The organism is Streptomyces sp. NPDC047028 (assembly GCF_040644095.1).
Taxonomy (GTDB): domain Bacteria; phylum Actinomycetota; class Actinomycetes; order Streptomycetales; family Streptomycetaceae; genus Streptomyces.
The window spans coordinates 118235-139931 of record NZ_JBEYVS010000020.1 but is presented as its reverse complement, the minus strand read 5'-3'; the positions used below and the strand labels follow the sequence as shown (position 1 = coordinate 139931).

The window sequence follows — 21697 nt, the reverse complement described above, 5'->3', positions numbered from 1 at the left end:
GACTGGGAGCAGGCGCGCGCCGCCGGACTGCGCGCGGTCGCCCTGCTCGACCCGGGGAACTGCGCGAGAAGCTACTGCGGTCCGCGGACGGACGACTACCGCAGGCGGGCCATCAGGGCGTGTTCCACCAGGGTGATCAGGGCGGACTTGGCGTCGGCCCTGTGGCGGGCGTCGGTGGTGATGATCGGGGTGTCGGGGCCGATCTGGAGCGCCTCGCGGACCTCGTCGGGCTGGTACGGCTGGTTGCCGTCGAAGCCGTTCAGGGCGATGACGAAGGGGAGTCCGCTGTTCTCGAAGTAGTCGACGGCGGGGAAGCAGTCGGCGAGGCGGCGGGTGTCGACGAGGACGACGGCGCCGATGGCGCCGCGGACGAGGTCGTCCCACATGAACCAGAAGCGGTCCTGTCCGGGGGTGCCGAACAGGTAGAGGATGAGGTCCTGGTCGAGGGTGATGCGGCCGAAGTCCATGGCGACCGTGGTGGTCGTCTTGTCTCCGGTGTGGGTGAGGTCGTCGATGCCGGCCGACGCGGACGTCATGACGGCCTCTGTGCGCAGCGGGTTGATCTCCGAGACGGCGCCGACGAACGTGGTCTTGCCCACGCCGAAGCCGCCCGCCACCACGATCTTCGCGGAGGTGGTGGAGCGACTCTGAGAAACCGGCCCTCCGCTAGAGCTTGCGAAGTCCACTGAGCACCCTTTCGAGCAGTGTCACGTCTGGCTGGCCACCGGCGTTCTCGTCTCCGCCGGGCTGATGGATGGCGACCAGGCCCGCCTCCGCCAAGTCGGCGACGAGGATCCTGGCCACGCCGAGGGGGATCGTCAGCAGGGCCGAGATCTCGGCCACCGATTTGATTTCCCGGCAGAGGTTGCAGATCCGCTGATGCTCGGGCAGCTGGCCCTGCATCTGGTGCGGCTGCGCGGTGGTGTGCACCAGCGCCTCGATGGCGAGCTGGTAGCGCGGGCGGGTCCGGCCGCCGGTCATGGCGTACGGACGCACCAGGGGGTTGTTCGCCGCCGCGGGCGCCGGCTCGGGACGGCGCTGCGGCTGCACCGGCTGGATGCGGGGGGCCGGCGGCTGGTCGTAGGGCGAGGGCCCGGGACCCTGGGGCATGTACGGCCGCCGGTGGCGCGGGGTGGAGGGAAAGTCGTAGTTCGCCGAGCCGTCGCCCTGGCCCTGGGCAGGGCCGTACGACCAGTTGCCCGAAGACGAACCGCCTGGGGGTGTTGCCACTTTCTCCTCCTCCGACTGCGCCGGGCGCCCGTCCCTGTGGTGCCGCGTCCCGAAACCTTACGGCCCCGGGACGCGAAACCGCACCGTCTGACTGTTAGTTGAGAAGGCTCCCCTGGAGCTCCGCACGCAGATCCGGGGTGAGGACGGTGCCCGCACGGTCCACCAGGAGGGCCATTTCGTACCCGATGAGGCCGATGTCCGCCTCGGGATGGGCCAGCACCGCCAGCGACGAGCCGTCGGAGATGGACATGAGGAAGAGGAATCCCCTCTCCATCTCCACGACCGTCTGGTTCACGCTGCCGCCCTCGAAGATACGGGAGGCGCCTGCCGTCAGCGACGTCAGGCCGGAGGCGACGGCCGCGAGCTGGTCCGCCCGGTCCCGGGGGAACCCGTCGGACATCGCGAGAAGGAGTCCGTCGGCGGAGACCACCACCGTGTGGGACACCCCCGGGGTGTTGTCCACGAAGTTGGTGATCAACCAGTTCAGGTTCTGTGCCGCCTGGCTCATCGGGCTCACACTAACGCTCCTGGTTGTAGGTGCTGTCAGGACCACTGTGCTGATTCGTAGTGGCCTGGCCGTTCGTTTCACTGCCTGCGTTACGTCCGCGCTGGACGCCCCGACGCAGGTTGCTCAGCCTGCCCCGGACGTCCTCCGGGGCGCGGGAGACCTGTGGGCCGCCCTGGGGGGTGCTCTCGGCGGTGCCCTCGACCAGGTTGGCCTTGGGTACCCGTCGCGGCAGGCCGGAGGCGGTGACCCCGCCTGCCTTGGGCCTCCGGAGCTGTGCGGCCTGCTGCCAGCGGTCGTCGTTCGCCGAACGCCAGCTGCTGTCGCCGTCGGTCCCGGAGGCGGGGGCCGGAGCCGGTGTTTCCCGCTGCACGCGTGCCGTGCCGTTCGTGCCGTTCGCGCCGTGGGAACCGCTCGCGACGGAGCCGCGGCGCGGCAGCCCGGCGTCGGTCAGCTCGTGGGCGGCGGGAGAGGCCGGTCCCGGACGGTCGAAGCCTACGCGGTCCGGCTCGCTCACGTCAGCGGCCTGCGAGGATTCCGCTTCCGGAGCGTACGGGGCCGGGTAGCCGTTCTGGTAGCCGTTCTGCTGGGGCCAGTCGTCCTGGTAGGACGGCTCCTCCTGGGCACCGAACCCGTCGGACGCCCCGGCGTGGACGGCCGTGGACTCCTCCTGGGCCGGTTCCGCATGGCCCTGGTAGCCGGCGTTCGGCGCGTAGTACTGCTCGTCGTAGGGCTTGTCGTAGGAGGTGCCGTAGGGCTGTTCCTCGTACGACTCCTGGTACGCGGCCTGCCGCTGCTCCTCGTACGGCTGCTGCGGCTGCTCCGGGTATCCCGTCGGGACGTCGTAGCCGTTGTCGTAGCCCTGCGGGGCCTCGAACCGGTCCGGGTAGCCGGCCTGCTCGTCGGCCGCCGGCTGCTGAGCGGACTGCGGGTCCTGGGACTGCGCCTCCAGGGCGGCCCGGCGCTCCTCGCGCATCAGCGAGCGGCCGACCGGGTCGAGCTCACGGATGTCGTCGGGGACCTCGGTGTACCGGCTGTCGTCGAAGCCCAGCTCGGCGGCGGTGCGCAGGGGCTCCTGCCGGCCGAAGTTCTCACCCTGGAACTGCTGCTCCGGGATGATCTGGGAGACGGTGAACTCCTCGCGGTCCAGCGGGACCTCGCCGCCGCCACCGTGCGTGATCGCGTCCGGGAGCATGACCAGGGAGGTCGTGCCGGCCTGCTCGCCCGAGGGGCGCAGCTGGACCCGGATGCCGTGCCGGTCGGACAGCCGGCCGACCACGAACAGGCCCATGCGCTGGGAGATCGCGGCGTCCACGGTCGGCGGGTTGGCCAGCTTGTGGTTGATGTCCGCGAAGTCCTCGGCGGTCAGGCCGATGCCCTTGTCGTGGATCTCGATCATGACGCGGCCGTCGGGCAGCCGGGTCGCGGTGACCCGGACCTTGGTCTGCGGGGAGGAGAACGTGGTGGCGTTCTCCAGGAGCTCGGCGAGCAGGTGCACGAGGTCGGTGACCGCGCGGCCGTGGATCTCGGCCTCGGGGACGCCGGACAGCTCGATGCGCTCGTACTGCTCCACCTCGGAGGAGGCGGCCCGGACCACGTCGATCAGCGGGACCGGCTGGTCCCAGCGGCGGCCGGGCTCCTCACCGGCGAGGACGAGGAGGTTCTCGCCGTTGCGCCGCATACGGGTGGCCAGGTGGTCCAGGCGGAAGAGGTTCTCCAGCTGGTCCGGGTCGGCCTCGTTGTTCTCCAGGTCGGTGATCAGGGTCAGCTGGCCCTCGATGAGCGACTGGTTGCGGCGCGAGAGGTTGGTGAAGATCGCGTTGATGTTGCCCCGTAGCAGGGCCTGCTCGGCGGCCAGCCGGACGGCCTCGCGGTGGACCTGGTCGAAGGCCCGGGCGACCTCGCCGATCTCGTCCCTGGTGTTGATGGGGATGGGTTCGACACGGGTGTCCACGCGGCCGGGGTCGGTGCGGGAGAGCTGGTCGACCAGCATCGGCAGGCGCTGCTCGGCGATGCCGAAGGCGGCGTTGCGCAGCTGGCGCATGGAGCGGCTCATCTGCCGGGCCACGGCGCCGGCCAGGATGAACGCGAGCAGCAGGGCGAAGACGACGACCGCGCCGGTGGTGATCGCGGAGGTCTTGGCGTCGTCGGCGATGCCGGAGGCCTCGTTCACCGCCTTGTCGGCGAGATCCGACTCGATCTGGCGGTAGCCCTTGTACTTCAGCGTGTTGACCGCCCACCAGTTCTGCGCCGTGATGCCCTTGGCGGCGAGCGCCTGCCGGGCGAGCGGGCTGGTGTCGGGCAGCGTGGCCAGCGCGGTGACCATCTTCGTGGGGTCGGACGGCGGCGGGACGTAGCTGGGGTCCTGCTGCTTGGCCTGCGCCGCCATCGCGGCACCGTCCTTCTTCATCTTCGCCTGCGCCCGGGCCAGCACGGCCGCGTCGGCGGCGGTGCCACCGCCCTTGTACTCCTCGATGGCGATGCGCTCCAGGTACGCGTACGAGGAGAGCGACACCCGCTGGGTCGCCAGGTTCGGCGCGTCAGGGCCGGGCTTGACCAGGATGTGCATGCCGATCGAGCGTTCCAGGGACAGCGCGGCCTTGGTGAGCGAGATGGCGTAGACGGTACGGCCGTAGGAGGTGATGTTGCCGGTGCCCAGACCGAGTTCGTTGGCGAACTCCATCAGGGGGTGGTTGATGTCGACGTAGCCCTCTTCGGTCTGCACACCGGTGAGCTTGCTGGTGTACGCGACCTGGCGGAGCTGCTGCAGCTTGGGCTCGACCTTGCGGAACAGCGCCAGCCGGCGCTCCAGGCCCGACTTGTGCGGCATGTTCTCCGCGGCGGCGTCGAAGGCGTCGGCGGCCGCGTCCGTCTGCTTGCGGGCGGCCGTGACCGTCGCCTTGTCCTTGTGCAGGAGCAGCGGGGCCGCGCTGACGTCACGCTCGTTGTCGAGGGCGTCGGCGTAGGTGAGGGCGGCGCGGACCAGGCGGGCGGTGCTCTCGGCGTCCCGCGCCTCCTGCCAGGTGTCGATCGAGCCCTTCACCTGGAAGCCGCCCATGACGAGGCCGACCAGCACGGGTATGAGCAGGATCGCGTTCAGCCGGGTCGGCACCCGCCAGTTGCGTGGGGAGAAACGGCCGCCGCTCGGCGGGGGAGTGGCCGCGGACTCCGTACGGGGCACGGGGGAGGGCGCCGCAGCGCGCGGCGGCGGGGTGAAGTTGCCCCGTGCCGACGGCTCGGGACCGTTCTTGCTTCGCCTCACTCGACCAACAACCTCTCGGCGGTCGGCACCTACGTCGTGCCGCAGTCTCTCAGAGCCCGGTTCGTCCAAGACCACAGAGGAGTACGTCTTTGACTACTGGGCAGTTCAGGCATTCCAGCACGTCATCCAGCGCTCTTCCAAACAGTGGCAGAGCCGGGGCGACGCTCTTGTAGGCCCCAGATAAAACGGTCATAAAGAGCGAGCCCCGGCAAAAGGCGGGCCGGATGTGAGCGCAGCGGCACTGATCGGACGCGATCGGTGGCCACCCCACCCGATTCCTCTGCCGAAACGTTATGAACAGCGGAGCCGACCGTGTCAAAACCCACAGCCGGCTCCGTTGCGGTTACGACAACTGCCGTAGCGCGTCTTGCTTCCGCGTGCTACCGCAGCCGCGCCATGAGGGCGTGCTCGACCAGGGTGATCAGCGCACTCTTGGCGTCGGAGCGGTGCCGGGCGTCGGTGGTGATGATGGGGGTGTCGGGGCCGATCTGCAGGGCCTCGCGCACCTCCTCCGGCTGGTACGGCTGCTGTCCGTCGAAGCCGTTCAGCGCCACCACGAAGGGGAGTCCGCTGTTCTCGAAGTAGTCGACGGCGGGGAAGCAGTCGGCGAGGCGGCGGGTGTCGACGAGGACGACGGCGCCGATGGCGCCGCGGACGAGGTCGTCCCACATGAACCAGAAGCGGTCCTGTCCGGGGGTGCCGAACAGGTAGAGGATGAGGTCCTGGTCGAGGGTGATGCGGCCGAAGTCCATGGCGACCGTGGTGGTCGTCTTGTCTCCGGTGTGGGTGAGGTCGTCGATGCCGGCCGACGCGGACGTCATGACGGCCTCTGTGCGCAGCGGGTTGATCTCCGAGACGGCGCCGACGAACGTGGTCTTGCCCACGCCGAAGCCGCCCGCCACCACGATCTTCGCGGAGGTGGTGGCCCGGCCCGCGTCAGAGCTTGCGAAGTCCACTGAGCACCCTTTCGAGCAGCGTCACGTCCGGAGCGCCGCCGTTGTTCTCGTCGCCACCCGGCTGGTGGATGGCGACCAGGCCGGCCTCGGCGAGGTCGGCGACCAGGATCCGGGCCACACCGAGCGGCATGGCCAGCAACGCGGAGACCTCCGCGACCGACTTGACCTCCCGGCACAGGTGGCAGATGCGCTGGTGCTCCGGGAGCAGGCCCATGAGCGCTGCCGGGTCGGCCGTGGTGCTGATCAGCGCCTCGATGGCGAGCTGATAGCGGGGCCGCGTCCGGCCGCCGGTCATCGCGTAGGGACGTACCAGCGGCTGGTCGCCCTCGTCCCCGTACGGCTCCGCGTACGGATCATGATGGGCGGTGGGCGGCGGGGTCATGAATCCTCCGGGCGGGACAGCAGTTAGGTCAGTCGTGCCGTCTGACGGGGGCCGGTGGGGGGATTGTGGCGGCCGGACGGTGGTTTGGTGAGGTGGGTGGTGCCGGGGCCGATCAGTGGAGCAGACTGCCTTGGAGTTCGGCGCGCAGGTCCGGGGTGAGTACCGCACCCGCGCGGTCGACCAGCAGTGCCATCTCGTAGCCGACGAGGCCGATGTCGCACTCCGGGTGGGCCAGGACCGCGAGGGACGACCCGTCCGAGACGGACATCAGGAAGAGGAACCCGCGCTCCATCTCGACGACCGTCTGCGCCACGTTGCCGCCCTCGAAGATCCGGGACGCCCCGGCCGTCAGCGAGGTGAGCCCGGACGCGACGGCCGCCAGCTGGTCGGCACGGTCCCGCGGGAATCCTTCGGACATCGCCAGCAGAAGACCGTCGGCGGACACGACGACGGTGTGGGACACCCCGGGGGTGTTGTCCACGAAGTTGGTGATCAACCAGTTCAGGTTCTGTGCCGCCTGGCTCATCGGACTCAACTAACGCTCCTGCTGGTGAGTGGGGCTCGGGTAGCTGCCGGTCTGGCCGCCGCCGGCCTGCCGGCCCTGAGCGATGCCCCGACGGAGATTGGTCAGCCGGCCGCGTACGTCGTCGGGCGCACGCGAGACCTGCGGACCTGCTTGGTGCTGTTGCTGCTGTGCCGTGCCCGGGACCAGGTTCGCCCGGGGTACCCGGCGCGGCAGACCGGAGGTGGTGACACCGCCCGCGGCGGGCTGCCGTACGCGTTCCGCCTGCCGGACGAGGTCGTCGTTCGGGGAGGAGCGCCAGGAGCTGGTCGCGGGACGCTGGGGGGCCGCCGGAGCGGCGCTGGGAGCGGGGGCCTGCGGCGCCTGCGGGGCCGGCGCGGGAGTGCTCTCCTGCTGCCGCTCCGGCTGGCCGCCCTGGCCGCCGTGGAACCAGTTCGTCTCCAGCGTGTCGTACAGCGGGGTACGGCCGTCACCGGGACCCGAGGCCGGGGGCAGGGCCTCCGGCTCACGGCGCACGGGACGCTGCGCTTGCGGGGCCGGCGGGCGCGGTGCGCCGAAGTCGGCCGGGCCGCCGGGCTGCCGGGCGCCGAAGTCCGCGGGGCCGCCTGCCTGCGGCTGCTCGAACTGGCCGGTGTTCCCCGGCCCGTGGCTGCCGGGCAGCGCGTGCTGGCCGGTGGAACCGCTGTCGTAGCCGCCGTCGTAGCCCTGCGGGGCGGCGGGGGCCGCGAACTGGCCGGTGTGCTGCCCGCCGTCCTGGCGGCCGGGGGTCGGTGTGCCGAACACGTCGGAGCGGACGAACGAGCCGTTGTCCTGCTGCCCGCCGGGCCGCTGCGGAGCGGCGGGGCGCTGGAACTCGCCGGTGTGGTTGGGGTTGCCGGGGCGCTGGAACTCACCCGTGGTGCTCGGGCCGCCCGGCAGCTGGAAGTCGGCCGGGCCCTGCGGGGCGCCCGGACGCTCGAACTGGCCCGTGCCGCTCATGCCGTCGGTCCCGGGGGCCGCGAACTGGCCCGTGTGGTGGGAGCCGTCGGCGCCGGTCAGGTCCGGGCGGGGGAACTCGCCGGTGGCTGCCGGGCCCTGCGCGTCGATGCGGGGTATCTCGGCGGTCTGGCCGGGGCCCTGCCGGTCGTCGATGCGCGGCATGGGTGCTGTGTGCTGCGGGTCGCGCTCGTCGTGGCCGCGCGGGGCGTCCAGCGAGGCGCGGGACAGCTGGGCGCTGTCGCTCCAGTCCTGCTGGTTGCCGCCCGGCAGTTCGGCGCGCGGTCCGCCGCGCGGCGGCAGCTGGGGCTGACGGCCCTGGTCGGCGCCGTTGGTGCCGCGCTGCGGGGTACGGCCGCCGAACAGGTCCGCCCCGGAGGGGCCCGCCGACTGCGTGCCCTGCTGGGCACCCGGCTGGCCGCCGAAGAGACCCGCGCCGGCGGGCGCCGGCCGGCCCTGCTGGCCCGCGCCCGGACCCTGCTGGCCCGCGCCCGGACCCTGCGGGCCGCGTGCTCCACCGGGACCGCCGGGGCGGCCGCCCTGGCCCGCGCCGGGCAGCGCGGCCCGGGGCCCTTGGGCGGGGCCGACCTGGCCGCGGGGGCCGGGTCCGGCGGCGAGCCGTCCGGTGGACGGGGCGCCCCCGAGGGCACCGCCGTTGCCGCCGCTGCTCCGCCGCGCGGCGGCGGCGCCGGCCGCGGCCTGCGCGGCGGCGGGACCACCGGTCGACGGCGCGCCGGGCTTGCCCGGAGTGGGCTTCTTGCCGCCCTGGGCGACGTCCACCGGCAGCATGACCAGCGCGGTCGTACCACCGGAGTCGGACGGGCGCAACTGGATGCGGATGCCGTGCCGCTGGGACAGCCGGCCGACCACGAACAGACCCATGCGGCGGGAGACCGACACGTCCACGGTGGGCGGCGAGGCGAGCCGCTCGTTGATCGCGGCGAGGTCCTCGGGAGACAGGCCGATACCGGTGTCGTGGATCTCGATCAGCACGCGGCCGTCGGGCAGCGCGTGACCGGTGACCTTGACCTTGGTCTGCGGCGAGGAGAACGAGGTGGCGTTCTCCAGCAGCTCGGCGAGCAGGTGCACGAGGTCGTTGACGACGCGGCCGGCGACCTCGGTGGTGGGCACGGAGGCCAGCTCGATGCGCTCGTACTGCTCCACCTCGGACGCGGCGGCGCGGAGCACGTCGACCAGCGGGACCGGGCGGGTCCACCGGCGGCCGGGCTCCTCGCCCGCGAGGACGAGGAGGTTCTCACCGTTACGGCGCATGCGGGTGGCCAGGTGGTCGAGCTTGAACAGGGAGGACAGCTGGTCCGGGTCGGCCTCGCGGGACTCCAGTTCGGAGATCAGCGAGAGCTGGCGCTGGATCAGACCCTGGGAGCGGCGCGAGAGGTTCGTGAACATCGCGTTGACGTTGCCCCGCAGCAGGGCCTGCTCGGCGGCGAGGCGGACCGCCTCGCGGTGCACGTCGTCGAAGGCCGCGGCCACCTGGCCGATCTCGTCCCGGGAGTGCACACCGACGGACTCGACGGAGGTGTCGACGTCCTGCGGGTCGGACTCGGACAGCTGCTTGACCAGCTCGGGCAGGCGGTCCTGGGCGACCTTGGTCGCGGTCTCCTGGAGCCGGCGCAGCGAGCGGATCATGGACCGGGCCACGATGAAGGCGCCGACGAGCGAGACGCCGAGCACGAGCAGGATCAGCGCACCGGAGATGATCGCCTCGCGCTGCGAGGCGCTCTTCAGCTCGCGGGCCTTCTGTTCCATCTCCTCGAGCAGCGAGTGCTCGATCTTCTTCATCTGGTCGATCTTGGTGGAACTGTCGTCCATCCAGTCGCGGTACGACCGCTTCGGCAGGCTGTCGAGGCCGTCCGTGGCGCCGAGGGCACGCTTGGCGTACTCGTCGGCCGGCTTGATCGTCGAGTTGCTGTCGTCGATCGGCTTCAGCAGGCTGTCGGGGTCCTGCTTGGCGTAGATCTGCCGGAAGATCTTCAGCTCGGAGTTCTCGCTCTCGTACGCCGCTTCGCCGTAGAGGCGGTCGTTCGGGGAGAGCTTGCCGGCCGTGGTGTTGGTGGTCGGCAGCGCGGCGGCGAGGACCGCGCGCTGGACCGACGCGTACTCCTTGGCGGTGGAGAACGCCGCCAGGGCGCGCGTGCGCTGGATCATCTCAGGGTTGCTGGACGCCTCGGCCATGTCCTGGGAGAGGTCGATCAGCTGGGTGATCAGCCGGTGGTACGACTCGATGGTCTGGGTCGAGTTGCCCTTGGACTGGTAGGCGTCGTGGCGGATCTTCTGCAGCTGGTTGATCTGGCCGACCACGCCTACGAGGCTGTCGCGGACGCCCGTGAGGTTGCCGTCCTTGCTGGCGGCGTCGATCTCCTCGGAGGCGTCGATGAAGTTCTTCGCGGTCCGGTCGGTCTTCTCCTGGGCGCCCTTGACCGTGTAGTCGGTCGTCGTCAGGCCGTGGGAGAGGGGACCGGCGGACTCGTCGCGCTCGTCCTGGAGCGCCTGGGCCAGCTCGGTGGCCTGCTTGGTCATGTCCGTCAGCAGCTTCATGTTGTCGAGCTGCCGGATCTCGTCCATGGAGTCGCTGATGCGCAGCGCGCCGAGCGAGGTCGCCGCGACCACGGGGAGGGCGAGCAGCGACACCAGGCGCGTGGAGATGCGCCAGTTGCGCAGCGCCAGGCGCGAGCCGGCGCTCGGCACGGGCTTCACGTCGGGCGTGGGGGCCGAGGTCCCGGACGTGCCCGCGGGGCCCGAGGACCCCGGGGAAGCGGACGCGCCGGGGCGCCCGGAGCGGTCACCGCCCTCTACGGAAGGGGCCGGGCCCGGGTTCTGGGCGTGCTGGGGCGTGGAGCTGCCTTGGCCAGTCCCGCCATGCGGCTCCGGCTCCGCCGAAGCGCTGCCATCCCTCTTGAAACGTCCCTGCACTAGCGTCGCAACCTCTGGACCAGGCGCTCCTCCGCGAGAACGGAGGAACACGGTGTCGGCGTTGTGGTGGGCGCCCTGAAAACGCCCCCCGGGTGGTCTGGAGTGACCGGCGCAGACTTCCCCCCATCTCGCCGCCACTCGGCGCTGCGTTGCGCCCCTGCGTGCCGGCTCGATCCTGCGGCGGTCCGTGGAATTCCAGCACAGTGCCCGATCTCCAACAAGGCCCGTGCCCCGAGCTGTGACCTGTGTGACGGGCTGTGAGGGGGAAATCACCGGGCGTGGAGGCTGATCCGGGGCATAACGGACGTATCCCTGCGCGCGGTCGTTCCGGCTCTGGTGTCCCAGTCGCCATGATCAGGAGCGGAATGCGGGCTTCAGTCGCCCAATGTCCGTTTCGTTGGGGTGAATTGCGAGCCGGGATTGACCGTTTTGCCCCTGAGTAAGTGAGGAAACTCACACGCTGATCAAGGGGGGTCCCCGTCAGGGCGGGGAATGGCGATGTCTAGCCTGACGCTTTACATGGGCGGCGCATCTGCCCACCGCGAACCAGGACAGCGACCCAGGACAGGACTTACGACAACCGTGAAGACGACGATGATGTTCCGCAACATAGCCAACCCCCGTCGCACCACCCTCGCGCACCTCGCGGACGCCGAGGAACTGTCGGCGCCGGAACTGCCGGAGCACTCCGTCGACCTGCCGGCCCAGACGGCCAACCCCCGTCGCACCATCCTGGTGGACGCCCCCGCCACGGCCCCCGTCGCCCCGTAGTACGCACCGCCGCGGCGGATCACTCAACGCGCCCCGGGCCGGCCGCCCGGGGCGCGTCGCGCGCGCCCGGCCCGCCCCGGCCGGCGGGCCGCACCAGCCGGGGCGCAGGCCCCGACCGGCCGTAAACGCGCACGGCCCGGCCCCGCCGCCGCGTTAGCCTGGAGCGTCAGACTCCAGCCAGCTCAGTTAAGGGGCGCAAGGATCCCGTGCGCATCGCCAGGTTCTCCATCGACGGGAACGTCGCCTTCGGCGCGGTCGAGGGTGACAAGCCGGACGAGCTCGTCCTGAACATCATCAAGGGCATCCCGTTCGCGGACTTCGAGCTCTCCGGCACGAAGGTCCCGCTGAGCAAGGTACGGCTGCTGCCGCCGGTGCTCCCCAACAAGGTCGTGGCGTTCGGCCGCAACTACGCCGAACACGCGCGCGAGCTGGGGAACGAGGTGCCCGACGCACCGTTCGCCTTCTTCAAGCCGTCCACCTCGGTCATCGGCCCCGGCGACCACATCCAGTACCCCTCCTTCTCCGAGGAACTGCACCACGAGGCCGAGCTGGCCGTGGTCATCGGTCGCATGTGCCGCGAGGTCCCGCGCGACCGCGTCAAGGACGTGATCTTCGGCTACACCTGCGCCAACGACGTCACCGCCCGCGACGTGCAGCGGCGCGAGAAGCAGTGGGCGCGGGCCAAGGGCTTCGACACCTCCTGCCCGCTGGGCCCCTGGGTGGAGACGGGCCTCGACCTCGCCGCGGCGAACGACGCGACCCTCCAGCTCACCGTCAACGGCGAACAGCGCCAACTCGGCCGCACGAGCGACATGCTCCACCCGATCGAGGACCTGATCGTCAACATCTCCGAGGCCATGACGCTGCTCCCCGGCGACGTGATCCTCACGGGCACCCCGGCCGGAGTCGGCCCCCTGCACGTCGGCGACGAGGTCGCCGTCACCATCGAAGGCATCGGCACTCTCACCAACAAGGTTGTCAAGCGTGGCTAGCGCACCCGGCACTCCCGTACGCGTCCGTTTCTGCCCCTCGCCCACCGGTAACCCCCATGTGGGCCTGGTCCGCACCGCCCTGTTCAACTGGGCGTTCGCCCGGCACCACCAGGGCACCCTGGTCTTCCGCATCGAGGACACCGACGCGGCCCGCGACTCCGAGGAGTCCTACGACCAGCTGCTCGACTCGATGCGCTGGCTGGGCTTCGACTGGGACGAGGGCCCCGAGGTCGGCGGCCCGCACGCGCCGTACCGCCAGTCGCAGCGCATGGACCTCTACAAGGACGTCGCCCAGAAGCTCCTCGCGGCCGGCCACGCCTATCACTGCTACTGCTCCCAGGAGGAGCTGGACACCCGCCGCGAGGCCGCCCGCGCCGCCGGCAAGCCGTCCGGCTACGACGGCCACTGCCGCGACCTCACCGAGGCGCAGGCCGAGGAGTACACGGCACAGGGCCGCGCCCCGATCGTCCGCTTCCGGATGCCCGACGAGGCGATCACTTTCACGGACCTGGTCCGCGGCGACATCACCTACCTCCCGGAGAACGTCCCGGACTACGGCATCGTCCGCGCCAACGGGGCGCCCCTCTACACCCTGGTGAACCCGGTCGACGACGCCCTGATGGAGATCACCCACGTCCTGCGCGGCGAGGACCTGCTCTCCTCCACCCCCCGTCAGATCGCCCTCTACAAGGCGCTGACCGGGCTGGGCATCGCGAAGACGACCCCGGAGTTCGGCCACCTCCCCTACGTCATGGGCGAGGGCAACAAGAAGCTCTCCAAGCGCGATCCGCAGGCGTCCCTCAACCTCTACCGAGAGCGCGGCTTCCTGCCCGAGGGCCTGCTCAACTACCTCTCGCTCCTCGGCTGGTCCCTCTCCGCCGACCAGGACATCTTCACGGTCGAGGAGATGGTCGCGGCCTTCGACATCGCGGACGTGAACCCCAACCCGGCGCGCTTCGACCTGAAGAAGTGCGAGGCGATCAACGCCGACCACATCCGCATGCTGCCGGTGAAGGACTTCACCGACCGCTGCGCGCCGTGGCTGGCGGCCCCCTTCGCCCCCTGGGCGCCGGAGGACTTCGACGAGGCCAAGTGGCAGGCCGTCGCGCCGCACGCGCAGACCCGCCTGAAGGTCCTCTCCGAGATCACGGACAACGTCGACTTCCTGTTCCTGCCCGAGCCCGTCTCCGACGAGGCGTCGTGGACGAAGGCGATGAAGGAAGGCAGCGACGCCCTGCTCCGCACGGCCCGCGAGAACCTCGAGTCGGCCGACTGGACCTCCCCGGAGTCCCTCAAGCAGGCCGTCCTGGCCGCCGGCGAGACCCACGGCCTCAAGCTCGGCAAGGCCCAGGCCCCCGTCCGCGTGGCCGTCACCGGCCGCACGGTCGGCCTCCCCCTCTTCGAGTCCCTCGAAGTCCTGGGCAAGGACAAAACCCTGACCCGAATCGACGCGGCCCTGGCGAAGCTCACCGCCTGACCGACGCACAGCACAGGGGCGGCACCCGGAGACTCGGGCGCCGCCCCTCGTTCTTTCCACTCAGCTCGCGTCGGCCTCTTCGACCAGGTACGCGAACTCGTTGGAAACCTCCAGCTCGGTGATGACGACGACCGCACCGGCGACCCTGTACCGCAGCGCCATGCCCGGGGTCACGTACGTCCTCCGCCGGTGCTCGTCAGGGCCGAGCTGAGCCCGTCGCAGTCGTGTGAAACGGGCCCCGGGCCAACGCCCGTACAGCCTTGTCCAGCTGGGCTCGACGTTCGGCGGGGAGGCCGTCCTACGCCGCGTGGGCCTCGGTGGTGAACTGGGTTCCGTACTCGGTCATGGTCTGCGGTGTGCCGGGGCGGGATAGCGTCGGGGGTATGAGTATCCGAGCCGTCGTCTGGGACGTCGACGACACCCTTTTCGACTACACGAGTGCCGACCGGCACGGGATGCGGGCGCATCTCGCGGCCGAGGGGCTGCTCGGGGTGTACGACGGGGTGGAGGCGGCGCTGGAGCGGTGGCGGGAGGTCACCGAGGCGCAGTGGGCGCGGTACGCGGCGGGGGAGAGCAGCTTCGAGGGGCAGCGGCGGGACCGGGTGCGGGTCTTCCTCGGGGAGGACATGAGCGACACGCGGGCCGACGCGTGGTTCCAGCGGTACATGGGGCACTACCAGGGCGCCTGGAGCCTCTTCCCGGACGTGCTGCCCGCCCTGGACGCCCTCGCCGGCAGTCACCGGCACGCCGTGTTGTCCAACTCCAGCCTGCACGTCCAGGAGCACAAGCTGCGCACCCTCGGCGTCAGGGACCGCTTCGAGGTCGTGCTGTGCGCCGCCGAGCTGGGTGTGTCCAAGCCGTTGGCCGGGGCCTTCCTGGCGGCCTGCGAGGCGCTGGGGCTGCCGCCGCACGAGGTGGCGTACGTCGGTGATCATCCGGAGATCGACGGGCGGGGCGCCGCCGAGGCCGGGCTGCTGTCGGTGTGGATCGACCGGGGTGGGGCGACCACGCGGGACGGTGGTGACCTCCCGGCGCTGCGGATCACCGGCCTCGCCGAACTCCCCGCGCTCGTCCGCGCCGATACCCGTTTTGGAGCCCCGTCCACCTTCGGGTAATGTTCTTCCTGCGCCGCCGGGGAGCGGGCCGAAAGGCCGGAACCGGAGGAGCAAACTAGAACGAGAACCCTTCAGGGGCTTGCGTTCCAGTGGCCTATGGTGTAATTGGCAGCACGACTGATTCTGGTTCAGTTAGTCTTGGTTCGAGTCCAGGTAGGCCAGCTTGCAGACGCTTCAGTCTGCGACCGCGGATCATATCCGCAACGCCCCCGTTGTGTAGCGGCCTAGCACGCCGCCCTCTCAAGGCGGTAGCGCCGGTTCGAATCCGGTCGGGGGTACGGATCCTGATCAGTTCGGGATCGCTAGGGCCCCCGTTGTGTAGCGGCCTAGCACGCCGCCCTCTCAAGGCGGTAGCGCCGGTTCGAATCCGGTCGGGGGTACTGACTGGTCTAAACCATCATTGGTCTATGGTGTAATTGGCAGCACGACTGATTCTGGTTCAGTTAGTCTTGGTTCGAGTCCAGGTAGACCAGCTCGGGCCTGCGGCGTGCAGTACTGAACGCCAGCAGGGTCCACGCCCCCGTTGTGTAGCGGCCTAGCACGCCGCCCTCTCAAGGCGGTAGCGCCGGTTCGAATCCGGTCGGGGGTACAGAACGAGAAGGCCTCCACTTCGGTGGGGGCCTTCTCGCGTGTCCGGCCGAGTGAAGGCCGCGCGAGCGTCACTCGAACCCGTACCGCCGCGCCGACTCCTCCTCCTGGGCCAGCCGGTGCAGCGACTGCAGCAGCGGCTCGTTGAGGATCGCCCCCAGGACCGCGAACTCGACCCGCTCCGCCTCCGAGGCGTACGTCTCCATGTTGTCCATGTCCAGGACGGCCGTCCGGTGCATCAACTCGGCGTACGGCGCGAGCTGTTCGGCCCCCCAGTCGTAACCGAGCCGGCGGAACGCGGCCACCGCCACCACCAGCGAGCGGTACGCCGGCGAGATGGTCGTGAGCTGCCTGGCGTTCCCCCAGCCGAGCCGGTCCAGGAGCGTGTCGACCTCCTGGTGCGCGGCCCGGACGTACTCGTCGTCCTCGTCCGGCTCGGGCACCTGCGGCAGCGCCCACAGCGCCGCGCCCAGGCGGATCGTCCGGCCCAGGGACTCGTCGTCCACGTGTCCGAGGACCTCGCGCACCTTCCCCACCGGCACCCCGGCGACCTGGATCATCGCCCGCACCAGCCGCAGCCGCCGCAGGTGCTCCTCGTCGTACTCGGCGGTCCGCGCGTTGATCTGGCGGCCCGGCGGCAGCAGGCCCTCCCGCAGGTAGTACTTGATCGTCGCGGTGGACACCCCGCTGCGCTCGCTGAGTTCGGCCAGCCGCATCTCTTGCACCTCTCCATGGGAAGTGCCACTATCCAAGCACCGACAGAAGGATAGTGGCGCTATCCGATCAAGGGACGGGGGAGCTGTCATGTTCGCCAAGCCGGTGCGTGGCCGTACGACCGCCGACGTCGAGGGTGATGCGGTGGTCCTGCTGATCGGAATGCGGATCAACCACTTCTGGGCGGTGCACCAGTGGCTCCCGGTCCAGCTGTCCATGCTCCGCATGCTGAGGGAGCTGAAGCGGGACCCGGACCGGGGGCTGCTGGGCCACGTGCTCCTGACGGCGTCGCCGCGGACGTACTACGTCGTCCAGTACTGGGAGTCCAGGGAGAAGCTGTACGCCTACGCCACCTCGCCCGACATGTTCCACCACCGGGTGTGGGCGATCATCAACCGCAAGGAGCGCGCGGGCAAGGTGCGCGGCCACGTGGGCCTGTGGCACGAGACCTACGTGGCGCCCGAGGGGGCGTACGAGTCCATCTACTTCGACATGCCGGCGTTCGGCCTGGCCGGCGCCCACGGCCAGATGCCGCTGGCCGCCCGCGGCCGCTACGCCAGGGACCGGTTCGCCCACCGCTCCGGGCAGGCCGTGAAGTGAGGGCGCCACGCCGGATCGCACCGGCCCTGTGCTGCGCGCTGCTCTGCGGGCTCGCGCTCACCGCGTGCGGGGACGACGGCCTCAAGGGAACCATCGAGGACTTCGACACCGTGACCGTCTGGTCGGGCCCCGGCCAGGGGGCGCGGCCGACCGGTGAACTCACCACCCAGGCACCGCTGACCATCGCCTGCTACGACGACGGATGGTTCAAGGTCTCCTACGACGGCGGCTCCGGGTACATCGACGCGGACACGTCGATCCTCAGCAAGAAGGGCGAAGTCGCCCCGAGCATGGTCCCGACCTGCTGAACCGGGGGAGGGGGGATGCGGGCGGTCCCGCCGGGAAACGGCGCCGCGGCGTTGAGGCGTCCGTTTCCCGGCAGGACTGCCCGTCCTGCTGAGCGGGGCCGTCAGCCCGAGCGGCGCAGGGCCTCCGACAGGCGGGACGCCGCGTCGATGACGGCCTGCGCGTGCATACGGCCCGGATGGCGGCTCAGGCGCTCGATCGGGCCGGAGACCGACACGGCGGCCACGACGCGGTTGGAGGGGCCGCGCACGGGCGCCGAGACGGACGCCACGCCCGGCTCGCGCTCGCCGATCGACTGGGCCCAGCCGCGGCGCCGCACGCCCGACAGCGCCGTCGCCGTGAAGCGGGCGCCCTGCAGGCCCCGGTGCAGCCGCTCAGGCTCCTCCCAGGCCATGAGGATCTGCGCCGAGGAACCGGCCTTCATCGTGAGCGTGGAGCCCACCGGGACCGTGTCCCGCAGACCGGACAGGCGCTCCGCCGCGGCGACGCAGATGCGCATGTCGCCCTGGCGGCGGTAGAGCTGCGCGCTCTCGCCGGTCACGTCACGGAGGTGGGTCAGCACCGGCCCCGCCGTCGCGAGGAGGCGGTCCTCGCCGGCGGCCGCGGCCAGTTCCGACAGCCGGGGACCGAGAATGAAACGGCCCTGCATGTCGCGTGCCACCATGCGGTGGTGTTCCAATGCCACGGCCAGGCGGTGGGCCGTGGGTCGTGCCAGTCCGGTGGCCCCGACCAGACCCGCGAGGGTGGCCGGACCGGACTCCAGAGCGCTCAGGACGAGGGCCGCCTTGTCCAGAACGCCGACGCCGCTACTGTTGTCCATGCAACGATACTCACGTCTCACTCTGTGAAACGCAAGTTCAATTTTCCGTGGAACGCGCCACCCTGGAATCACACAGCGGCCCGTGGACCAAAGGGCCTGGTGGCGGACGCCCGGACCCGGACGGCCCCGCCCCGCACCAAGGGGGCCCCGCCTCCTCAAGATCTCGAGTTGGGTCGGTGGACGCATGCCGGCCGGAGGGAACAGCGATGGGTAGGACACTCGCGGAGAAGGTCTGGGACGACCACGTCGTCCGGCGCGCCGAGGGCGAGCCCGACCTCCTCTTCATCGATCTGCACCTGCTGCACGAGGTGACCAGCCCGCAGGCCTTCGACGGGCTGCGCCAGAGCGGCCGCCAGGTGCGCCGCCTCGACCTCACCATCGCGACCGAGGACCACAACACCCCCACCCTCGACATCGACAAGCCCATCGCCGACCCGGTCTCCCGCGCCCAGCTGGAGACCCTGCGCAAGAACTGCGCCGAGTTCGGCGTACGGCTGCACCCGCTGGGCGACGTCGAGCAGGGCGTCGTGCACGTCGTCGGCCCGCAGCTCGGCCTGACCCAGCCCGGCACCACCGTGGTCTGCGGCGACTCCCACACCTCCACCCACGGCGCCTTCGGCGCGCTGGCGTTCGGCATCGGCACCTCCCAGGTGGAGCACGTGCTGGCCACCCAGACGCTGCCGATGGCCCGCCCGAAGACCATGGCCATCACGGTCGACGGCGAACTGCCCGAGGGCGTCACCGCCAAGGACCTGATCCTGGCGATCATCGCCAAGATCGGCACCGGCGGCGGCCAGGGCTACGTCCTGGAATACCGCGGCTCCGCCATCGAGAAGCTCTCGATGGAGGCCCGGATGACCATCTGCAACATGTCGATCGAGGCCGGTGCCCGTGCGGGCATGATCGCCCCCGACGAGACCACGTTCGCCTACCTCCAGGGCCGTGCGCACGCCCCCGAGGGCGCCGACTGGGACGCCGCCGTCGCGTACTGGAAGACCCTGCGCACCGACGAGGACGCCGTCTTCGACGCCGAGGTGCACATCGACGCGGCCTCCCTCTCCCCGTTCGTCACCTGGGGCACCAACCCGGGCCAGGGCGCGCCCCTTTCGGCGGACGTCCCCGACCCGGCTTCGTACGAAGACGCCTCGGAGCGGTTCGCCGCCGAAAAGGCCCTGGAGTACATGGGGTTGTCGGCCGGACAGCCGCTGCGCTCCATCACCGTGGACACCGTCTTCGTAGGCTCCTGCACCAACGGCCGCATCGAGGACCTGCGCGCCGCCGCCGACCTGCTGCGCGGCCGTAAAGTCGCCGACGGCGTACGGATGCTGGTCGTCCCCGGCTCCGCCCGGGTGGGCCTGCAGGCCGTCTCCGAGGGCCTGGACGTGGTGTTCAAGGAGGCCGGCGCCGAATGGCGGCACGCGGGCTGCTCGATGTGCCTCGGCATGAACCCCGACCAGCTGGCCCCCGGCGAGCGCTCGGCGTCCACCTCCAACCGCAACTTCGAGGGCCGGCAGGGCAAGGGCGGCCGTACCCACCTGGTGTCGCCCCAGGTCGCGGCCGCCACGGCCGTCCTCGGCCACCTGGCCTCGCCCGCCGACCTGTCCGACGCCGCCACCGCCACGCCCGCTGGAGTCTGATCAGCCATGGAAGCCTTCACCACGCACACCGGCCGGGCCGTCCCGCTGCGCCGCAGCAACGTCGACACCGACCAGATCATCCCCGCCCACTGGCTCAAGAAGGTGACCCGGGACGGGTTCGAGGACGGGCTGTTCGAGGCCTGGCGCAAGGACGCCGAGTTCGTGCTCAACCGGCCCGAGCGGGAGGGTGCGACCGTCCTGGTCGCCGGCCCCGACTTCGGCACCGGCTCCTCCCGCGAGCACGCCGTCTGGGCGCTGCAGAACTACGGCTTCAAAGCCGTGATCTCCTCCCGCTTCGCCGACATCTTCCGGGGCAACTCGCTGAAGAACGGCCTGCTCACCGTGGTCCTCGACCAGCAGACCGTGGACGCCCTGTGGGAGCTGACCGAGAAGGACCCGACCGCCGAGATCACGGTGGACCTCCAGGCGCGTGAGGTGCGCGCCGAGGGCGTCACCGCCTCCTTCGAGCTGGACGAGAACTCCCGCTGGCGGCTGCTGAACGGCCTGGACGACATCTCCATCACGCTGCAGAACGAGGCGGACATCGCCGCCTACGAGGCCAAGCGTCCCGCGTACAAGCCGCGGACGCTCCAGGGCTGACCCTCCTGTCCCACCCGTCCCGCGCGCGCCCGGGACGGGTCGGGTTTCGGCCACCCAACACCCCCTCTGTACCCCCGATCGCCACGATTGGGGGTACAGCCATGTCTGCACCCGAACGGCCTCGTGACGGAGCCCCCTTGCCGGTCAACTTCCCACGTTAGAGGGGTGGTTGCCGGGGTACGCGAGCAGTGGCCCCGCGACCTGAGAGGGGGCCGAAGGGGCCGTTCGGTACGGCAGTTGCCCCCTGCGCAGGCGACAACTCGCCCCAGATGGCACAATCTGTGCATGGGACACGACGGCCAACTCCAGCTCTATACGGCGGTCGCGAACCAACTCAAGGAAGCGCACGCAAGAGTGCGCGCACTGCAAGTCCCGGAGGGCGTACGGATGGCGCTGACCCGGAAGCTGCTGGTCATTACGGCCGCGGCCAAGCACGATCTGCCCGGCGCGGCAAGGCGGCTCGAACGGTTCATGGCGGACCTCGACGAGGGTCGGATCCCCGAAGGGGACCGCTGAACAACTACGAGACGCCGAGTCCGTTGCGGCACAAGGGTGATTAGCCCGTTTCGTGTTTGATTTGCGGTATATATCTGCCTAACGTGCGAAAAAGCTTGAACACATTCGTTCTGGCGATGTCTCCGAAGGGGAAGACGTGAACAAGGCGCAGCTCGTAGAAGCGATTGCCGACAAGATGGGCGGCCGCCAGCAGGCCGCCGATGCTGTCGACGCGGTCCTGGACGCCGTGGTCCGCGCGGTCGTCGCGGGTGACCGGGTCTCGGTCACTGGCTTCGGGTCCTTCGAGAAGGTGGACCGCCCCGCCCGCTACGCCCGCAACCCCCAGACGGGCGAACGGGTTCGGGTCAAGAAGACCTCCGTGCCGCGCTTCCGCGCGGGCCAGGGCTTCAAGGACCTGGTGAGCGGCTCGAAGAAGCTGCCGCGGGGCGGCGAGGTCTCCGTCAAGAAGGCGCCCAAGGGCAGCCTGACCGGTGGGGCTTCCGCGACGGTCAAGAAGGCCGCCGCGAAGAAGACCACGAAGGCGGCGGCGAAGAAGACCACCGCCAAGAAGGCGACGCCGGCGAAGAAGACGACGACGAAGGCCACGGCGAAGAAGACCACGGCGAAGAAGTCGACCGCGAAGACCACCGCGGCGGCCAAGAAGACCACGAAGGCGGCGGCGAAGAAGACCACCGCCAAGAAGGCCCCGGCGAAGAAGGTCACCGCGAAGAAGGCCCCGGCCAAGAAGTCGACGGCTCGCAAGACGACCGCCAAGAAGGCCACCGCCCGCAAGGCGTAGGTCAGCAGGGCAGCACTTC

At 70.6% G+C, this 21697-nt stretch carries 20 protein-coding genes and 5 tRNA genes; 15 read left to right on the top strand and 10 right to left on the bottom strand.

What is annotated here, in order from left to right:
• Positions 1-95: 95 nt before the first annotated feature.
• From ABZ854_RS19715 to ABZ854_RS19680, 8 genes are all read right to left on the bottom strand, one after another.
• Entirely contained in the window at positions 96-686 is a 591-nt protein-coding gene (locus tag ABZ854_RS19715; RefSeq protein WP_129306367.1) for an ATP/GTP-binding protein, read from the bottom strand.
• Positions 667-1230 (bottom strand): DUF742 domain-containing protein, encoded by a 564-nt coding sequence (locus ABZ854_RS19710; protein ID WP_361212248.1) that lies wholly within the window; start codon positions 1228-1230, stop codon positions 667-669. Before ABZ854_RS19710 ends, ABZ854_RS19715 begins: the two co-directional genes overlap by 20 nt.
• Positions 1231-1324: 94 nt before the next feature.
• On the bottom strand, positions 1325-1738 hold the full coding sequence (locus tag ABZ854_RS19705) for a roadblock/LC7 domain-containing protein (RefSeq protein ID WP_361212245.1): 414 nt from the start codon (positions 1736-1738) through the stop codon (positions 1325-1327).
• A 10-nt stretch (positions 1739-1748) separates the two neighbouring features.
• Positions 1749-4997 carry a nitrate- and nitrite sensing domain-containing protein gene (locus ABZ854_RS19700; protein WP_361212242.1) on the bottom strand — a complete coding sequence of 1083 codons (3249 nt, stop codon included), beginning with the start codon at positions 4995-4997 and terminating at the stop codon, positions 1749-1751.
• A gap of 380 nt (positions 4998-5377) precedes the next feature.
• Positions 5378-5953, bottom strand: coding sequence for an ATP/GTP-binding protein (locus tag ABZ854_RS19695; RefSeq protein ID WP_073889865.1), 576 nt, complete (start codon positions 5951-5953; stop codon positions 5378-5380).
• Positions 5934-6335, bottom strand: a complete 402-nt coding sequence (locus ABZ854_RS19690; RefSeq protein WP_129306364.1) for a DUF742 domain-containing protein — start codon at positions 6333-6335, stop codon at positions 5934-5936. Before ABZ854_RS19690 ends, ABZ854_RS19695 begins: the two co-directional genes overlap by 20 nt.
• Positions 6336-6447: 112 nt before the next feature.
• The gene (locus ABZ854_RS19685) at positions 6448-6861 is read right to left on the bottom strand and encodes a roadblock/LC7 domain-containing protein (protein WP_003973453.1); all 414 of its coding nucleotides are present in this window, start codon (positions 6859-6861) and stop codon (positions 6448-6450) included.
• A gap of 9 nt (positions 6862-6870) precedes the next feature.
• The gene (locus ABZ854_RS19680) at positions 6871-10764 is read right to left on the bottom strand and encodes a nitrate- and nitrite sensing domain-containing protein (protein ID WP_361212239.1); all 3894 of its coding nucleotides are present in this window, start codon (positions 10762-10764) and stop codon (positions 6871-6873) included.
• A 582-nt stretch (positions 10765-11346) separates the two neighbouring features.
• Between ABZ854_RS19680 and ABZ854_RS19675 the strand changes: the two genes are divergently transcribed.
• From ABZ854_RS19675 to ABZ854_RS19635, 9 genes are all read left to right on the top strand, one after another.
• Positions 11347-11535, top strand: coding sequence for a hypothetical protein (locus ABZ854_RS19675; protein ID WP_361212236.1), 189 nt, complete (start codon positions 11347-11349; stop codon positions 11533-11535).
• Positions 11536-11741: 206 nt separating this feature from the next.
• A complete protein-coding gene (locus ABZ854_RS19670) occupies positions 11742-12527 on the top strand; it encodes a fumarylacetoacetate hydrolase family protein (RefSeq protein WP_361212233.1) in 786 nt (261 codons plus the stop codon).
• Positions 12520-14004, top strand: a complete 1485-nt coding sequence (gene gltX / locus ABZ854_RS19665) for a glutamate--tRNA ligase (protein ID WP_361212230.1) — start codon at positions 12520-12522, stop codon at positions 14002-14004. The genes ABZ854_RS19670 and gltX overlap by 8 nt, the downstream gene beginning before the upstream one ends.
• A 383-nt stretch (positions 14005-14387) precedes the next feature.
• Positions 14388-15119, top strand: a complete 732-nt coding sequence (locus ABZ854_RS19660) for an HAD family hydrolase (RefSeq protein ID WP_361212227.1) — start codon at positions 14388-14390, stop codon at positions 15117-15119.
• A 90-nt stretch (positions 15120-15209) separates the two neighbouring features.
• A tRNA-Gln gene (locus ABZ854_RS19655) sits at positions 15210-15281 on the top strand.
• 43 nt (positions 15282-15324) lie between these two features.
• Positions 15325-15397: transfer RNA gene (locus tag ABZ854_RS19650), tRNA-Glu, on the top strand.
• A gap of 29 nt (positions 15398-15426) precedes the next feature.
• Positions 15427-15499 (top strand) — tRNA-Glu (locus ABZ854_RS19645).
• Between the two features lie 21 nt (positions 15500-15520).
• Positions 15521-15592: transfer RNA gene (locus ABZ854_RS19640), tRNA-Gln, on the top strand.
• Positions 15593-15635: 43 nt separating this feature from the next.
• Positions 15636-15708 (top strand) — tRNA-Glu (locus tag ABZ854_RS19635).
• 70 nt (positions 15709-15778) lie between these two features.
• On the opposite strand, the gene ABZ854_RS19630 is transcribed toward ABZ854_RS19635, so the two are convergent.
• Complete coding sequence (locus tag ABZ854_RS19630) at positions 15779-16423, bottom strand: MerR family transcriptional regulator (protein WP_361212224.1); 645 nt, start codon at positions 16421-16423, stop codon at positions 15779-15781.
• Between the two features lie 88 nt (positions 16424-16511).
• On the opposite strand from ABZ854_RS19630, the gene ABZ854_RS19625 reads away from it, so the two are divergent.
• A complete protein-coding gene (locus ABZ854_RS19625) occupies positions 16512-17021 on the top strand; it encodes a DUF4188 domain-containing protein (protein ID WP_361212221.1) in 510 nt (169 codons plus the stop codon).
• Positions 17018-17329 carry an SH3 domain-containing protein gene (locus ABZ854_RS19620; protein WP_361212218.1) on the top strand — a complete coding sequence of 104 codons (312 nt, stop codon included), beginning with the start codon at positions 17018-17020 and terminating at the stop codon, positions 17327-17329. The genes ABZ854_RS19625 and ABZ854_RS19620 overlap by 4 nt, the downstream gene beginning before the upstream one ends.
• A 101-nt stretch (positions 17330-17430) precedes the next feature.
• On the opposite strand, the gene ndgR is transcribed toward ABZ854_RS19620, so the two are convergent.
• A complete protein-coding gene (gene ndgR, locus ABZ854_RS19615; protein ID WP_129306347.1) occupies positions 17431-18147 on the bottom strand; it encodes an IclR family transcriptional regulator NdgR in 717 nt (238 codons plus the stop codon).
• A gap of 206 nt (positions 18148-18353) precedes the next feature.
• Between ndgR and leuC the strand changes: the two genes are divergently transcribed.
• From leuC to ABZ854_RS19595, 4 genes are all read left to right on the top strand, one after another.
• On the top strand, positions 18354-19784 hold the full coding sequence (gene leuC / locus ABZ854_RS19610; protein ID WP_361212214.1) for a 3-isopropylmalate dehydratase large subunit: 1431 nt from the start codon (positions 18354-18356) through the stop codon (positions 19782-19784).
• A 6-nt stretch (positions 19785-19790) separates the two neighbouring features.
• Positions 19791-20384, top strand: a complete 594-nt coding sequence (leuD, locus tag ABZ854_RS19605) for a 3-isopropylmalate dehydratase small subunit (protein WP_361212211.1) — start codon at positions 19791-19793, stop codon at positions 20382-20384.
• Positions 20385-20669: 285 nt separating this feature from the next.
• A complete protein-coding gene (locus tag ABZ854_RS19600; protein ID WP_129306344.1) occupies positions 20670-20900 on the top strand; it encodes a hypothetical protein in 231 nt (76 codons plus the stop codon).
• 136 nt (positions 20901-21036) lie between these two features.
• The gene (locus ABZ854_RS19595) at positions 21037-21678 is read left to right on the top strand and encodes an HU family DNA-binding protein (RefSeq protein WP_361212205.1); all 642 of its coding nucleotides are present in this window, start codon (positions 21037-21039) and stop codon (positions 21676-21678) included.
• The last annotated feature ends 19 nt before the right edge of the window (positions 21679-21697 follow it).

Excerpts from the sequence above, each read along its gene's own strand:
- ABZ854_RS19705 (WP_361212245.1), bottom strand. The coding sequence starts at position 1,738 with ATGAGCCAGGCGGCACAGAACCTGAACTGGTTGATCACCAACTTCGTG.
- ABZ854_RS19690 (WP_129306364.1), bottom strand. The coding sequence starts at position 6,335 with ATGACCCCGCCGCCCACCGCCCATCATGATCCGTACGCGGAGCCGTAC.
- ABZ854_RS19685 (WP_003973453.1), bottom strand. The coding sequence starts at position 6,861 with ATGAGCCAGGCGGCACAGAACCTGAACTGGTTGATCACCAACTTCGTG.
- ABZ854_RS19660 (WP_361212227.1), top strand. The coding sequence starts at position 14,388 with ATGAGTATCCGAGCCGTCGTCTGGGACGTCGACGACACCCTTTTCGAC.
- ABZ854_RS19630 (WP_361212224.1), bottom strand. The coding sequence starts at position 16,423 with ATGCGGCTGGCCGAACTCAGCGAGCGCAGCGGGGTGTCCACCGCGACG.
- ABZ854_RS19625 (WP_361212221.1), top strand. The coding sequence starts at position 16,512 with ATGTTCGCCAAGCCGGTGCGTGGCCGTACGACCGCCGACGTCGAGGGT.
- ndgR (WP_129306347.1), bottom strand. The coding sequence starts at position 18,147 with ATGGACAACAGTAGCGGCGTCGGCGTTCTGGACAAGGCGGCCCTCGTC.
- leuC (WP_361212214.1), top strand. The coding sequence starts at position 18,354 with ATGGGTAGGACACTCGCGGAGAAGGTCTGGGACGACCACGTCGTCCGG.
- leuD (WP_361212211.1), top strand. The coding sequence starts at position 19,791 with ATGGAAGCCTTCACCACGCACACCGGCCGGGCCGTCCCGCTGCGCCGC.
- ABZ854_RS19600 (WP_129306344.1), top strand. The coding sequence starts at position 20,670 with ATGGGACACGACGGCCAACTCCAGCTCTATACGGCGGTCGCGAACCAA.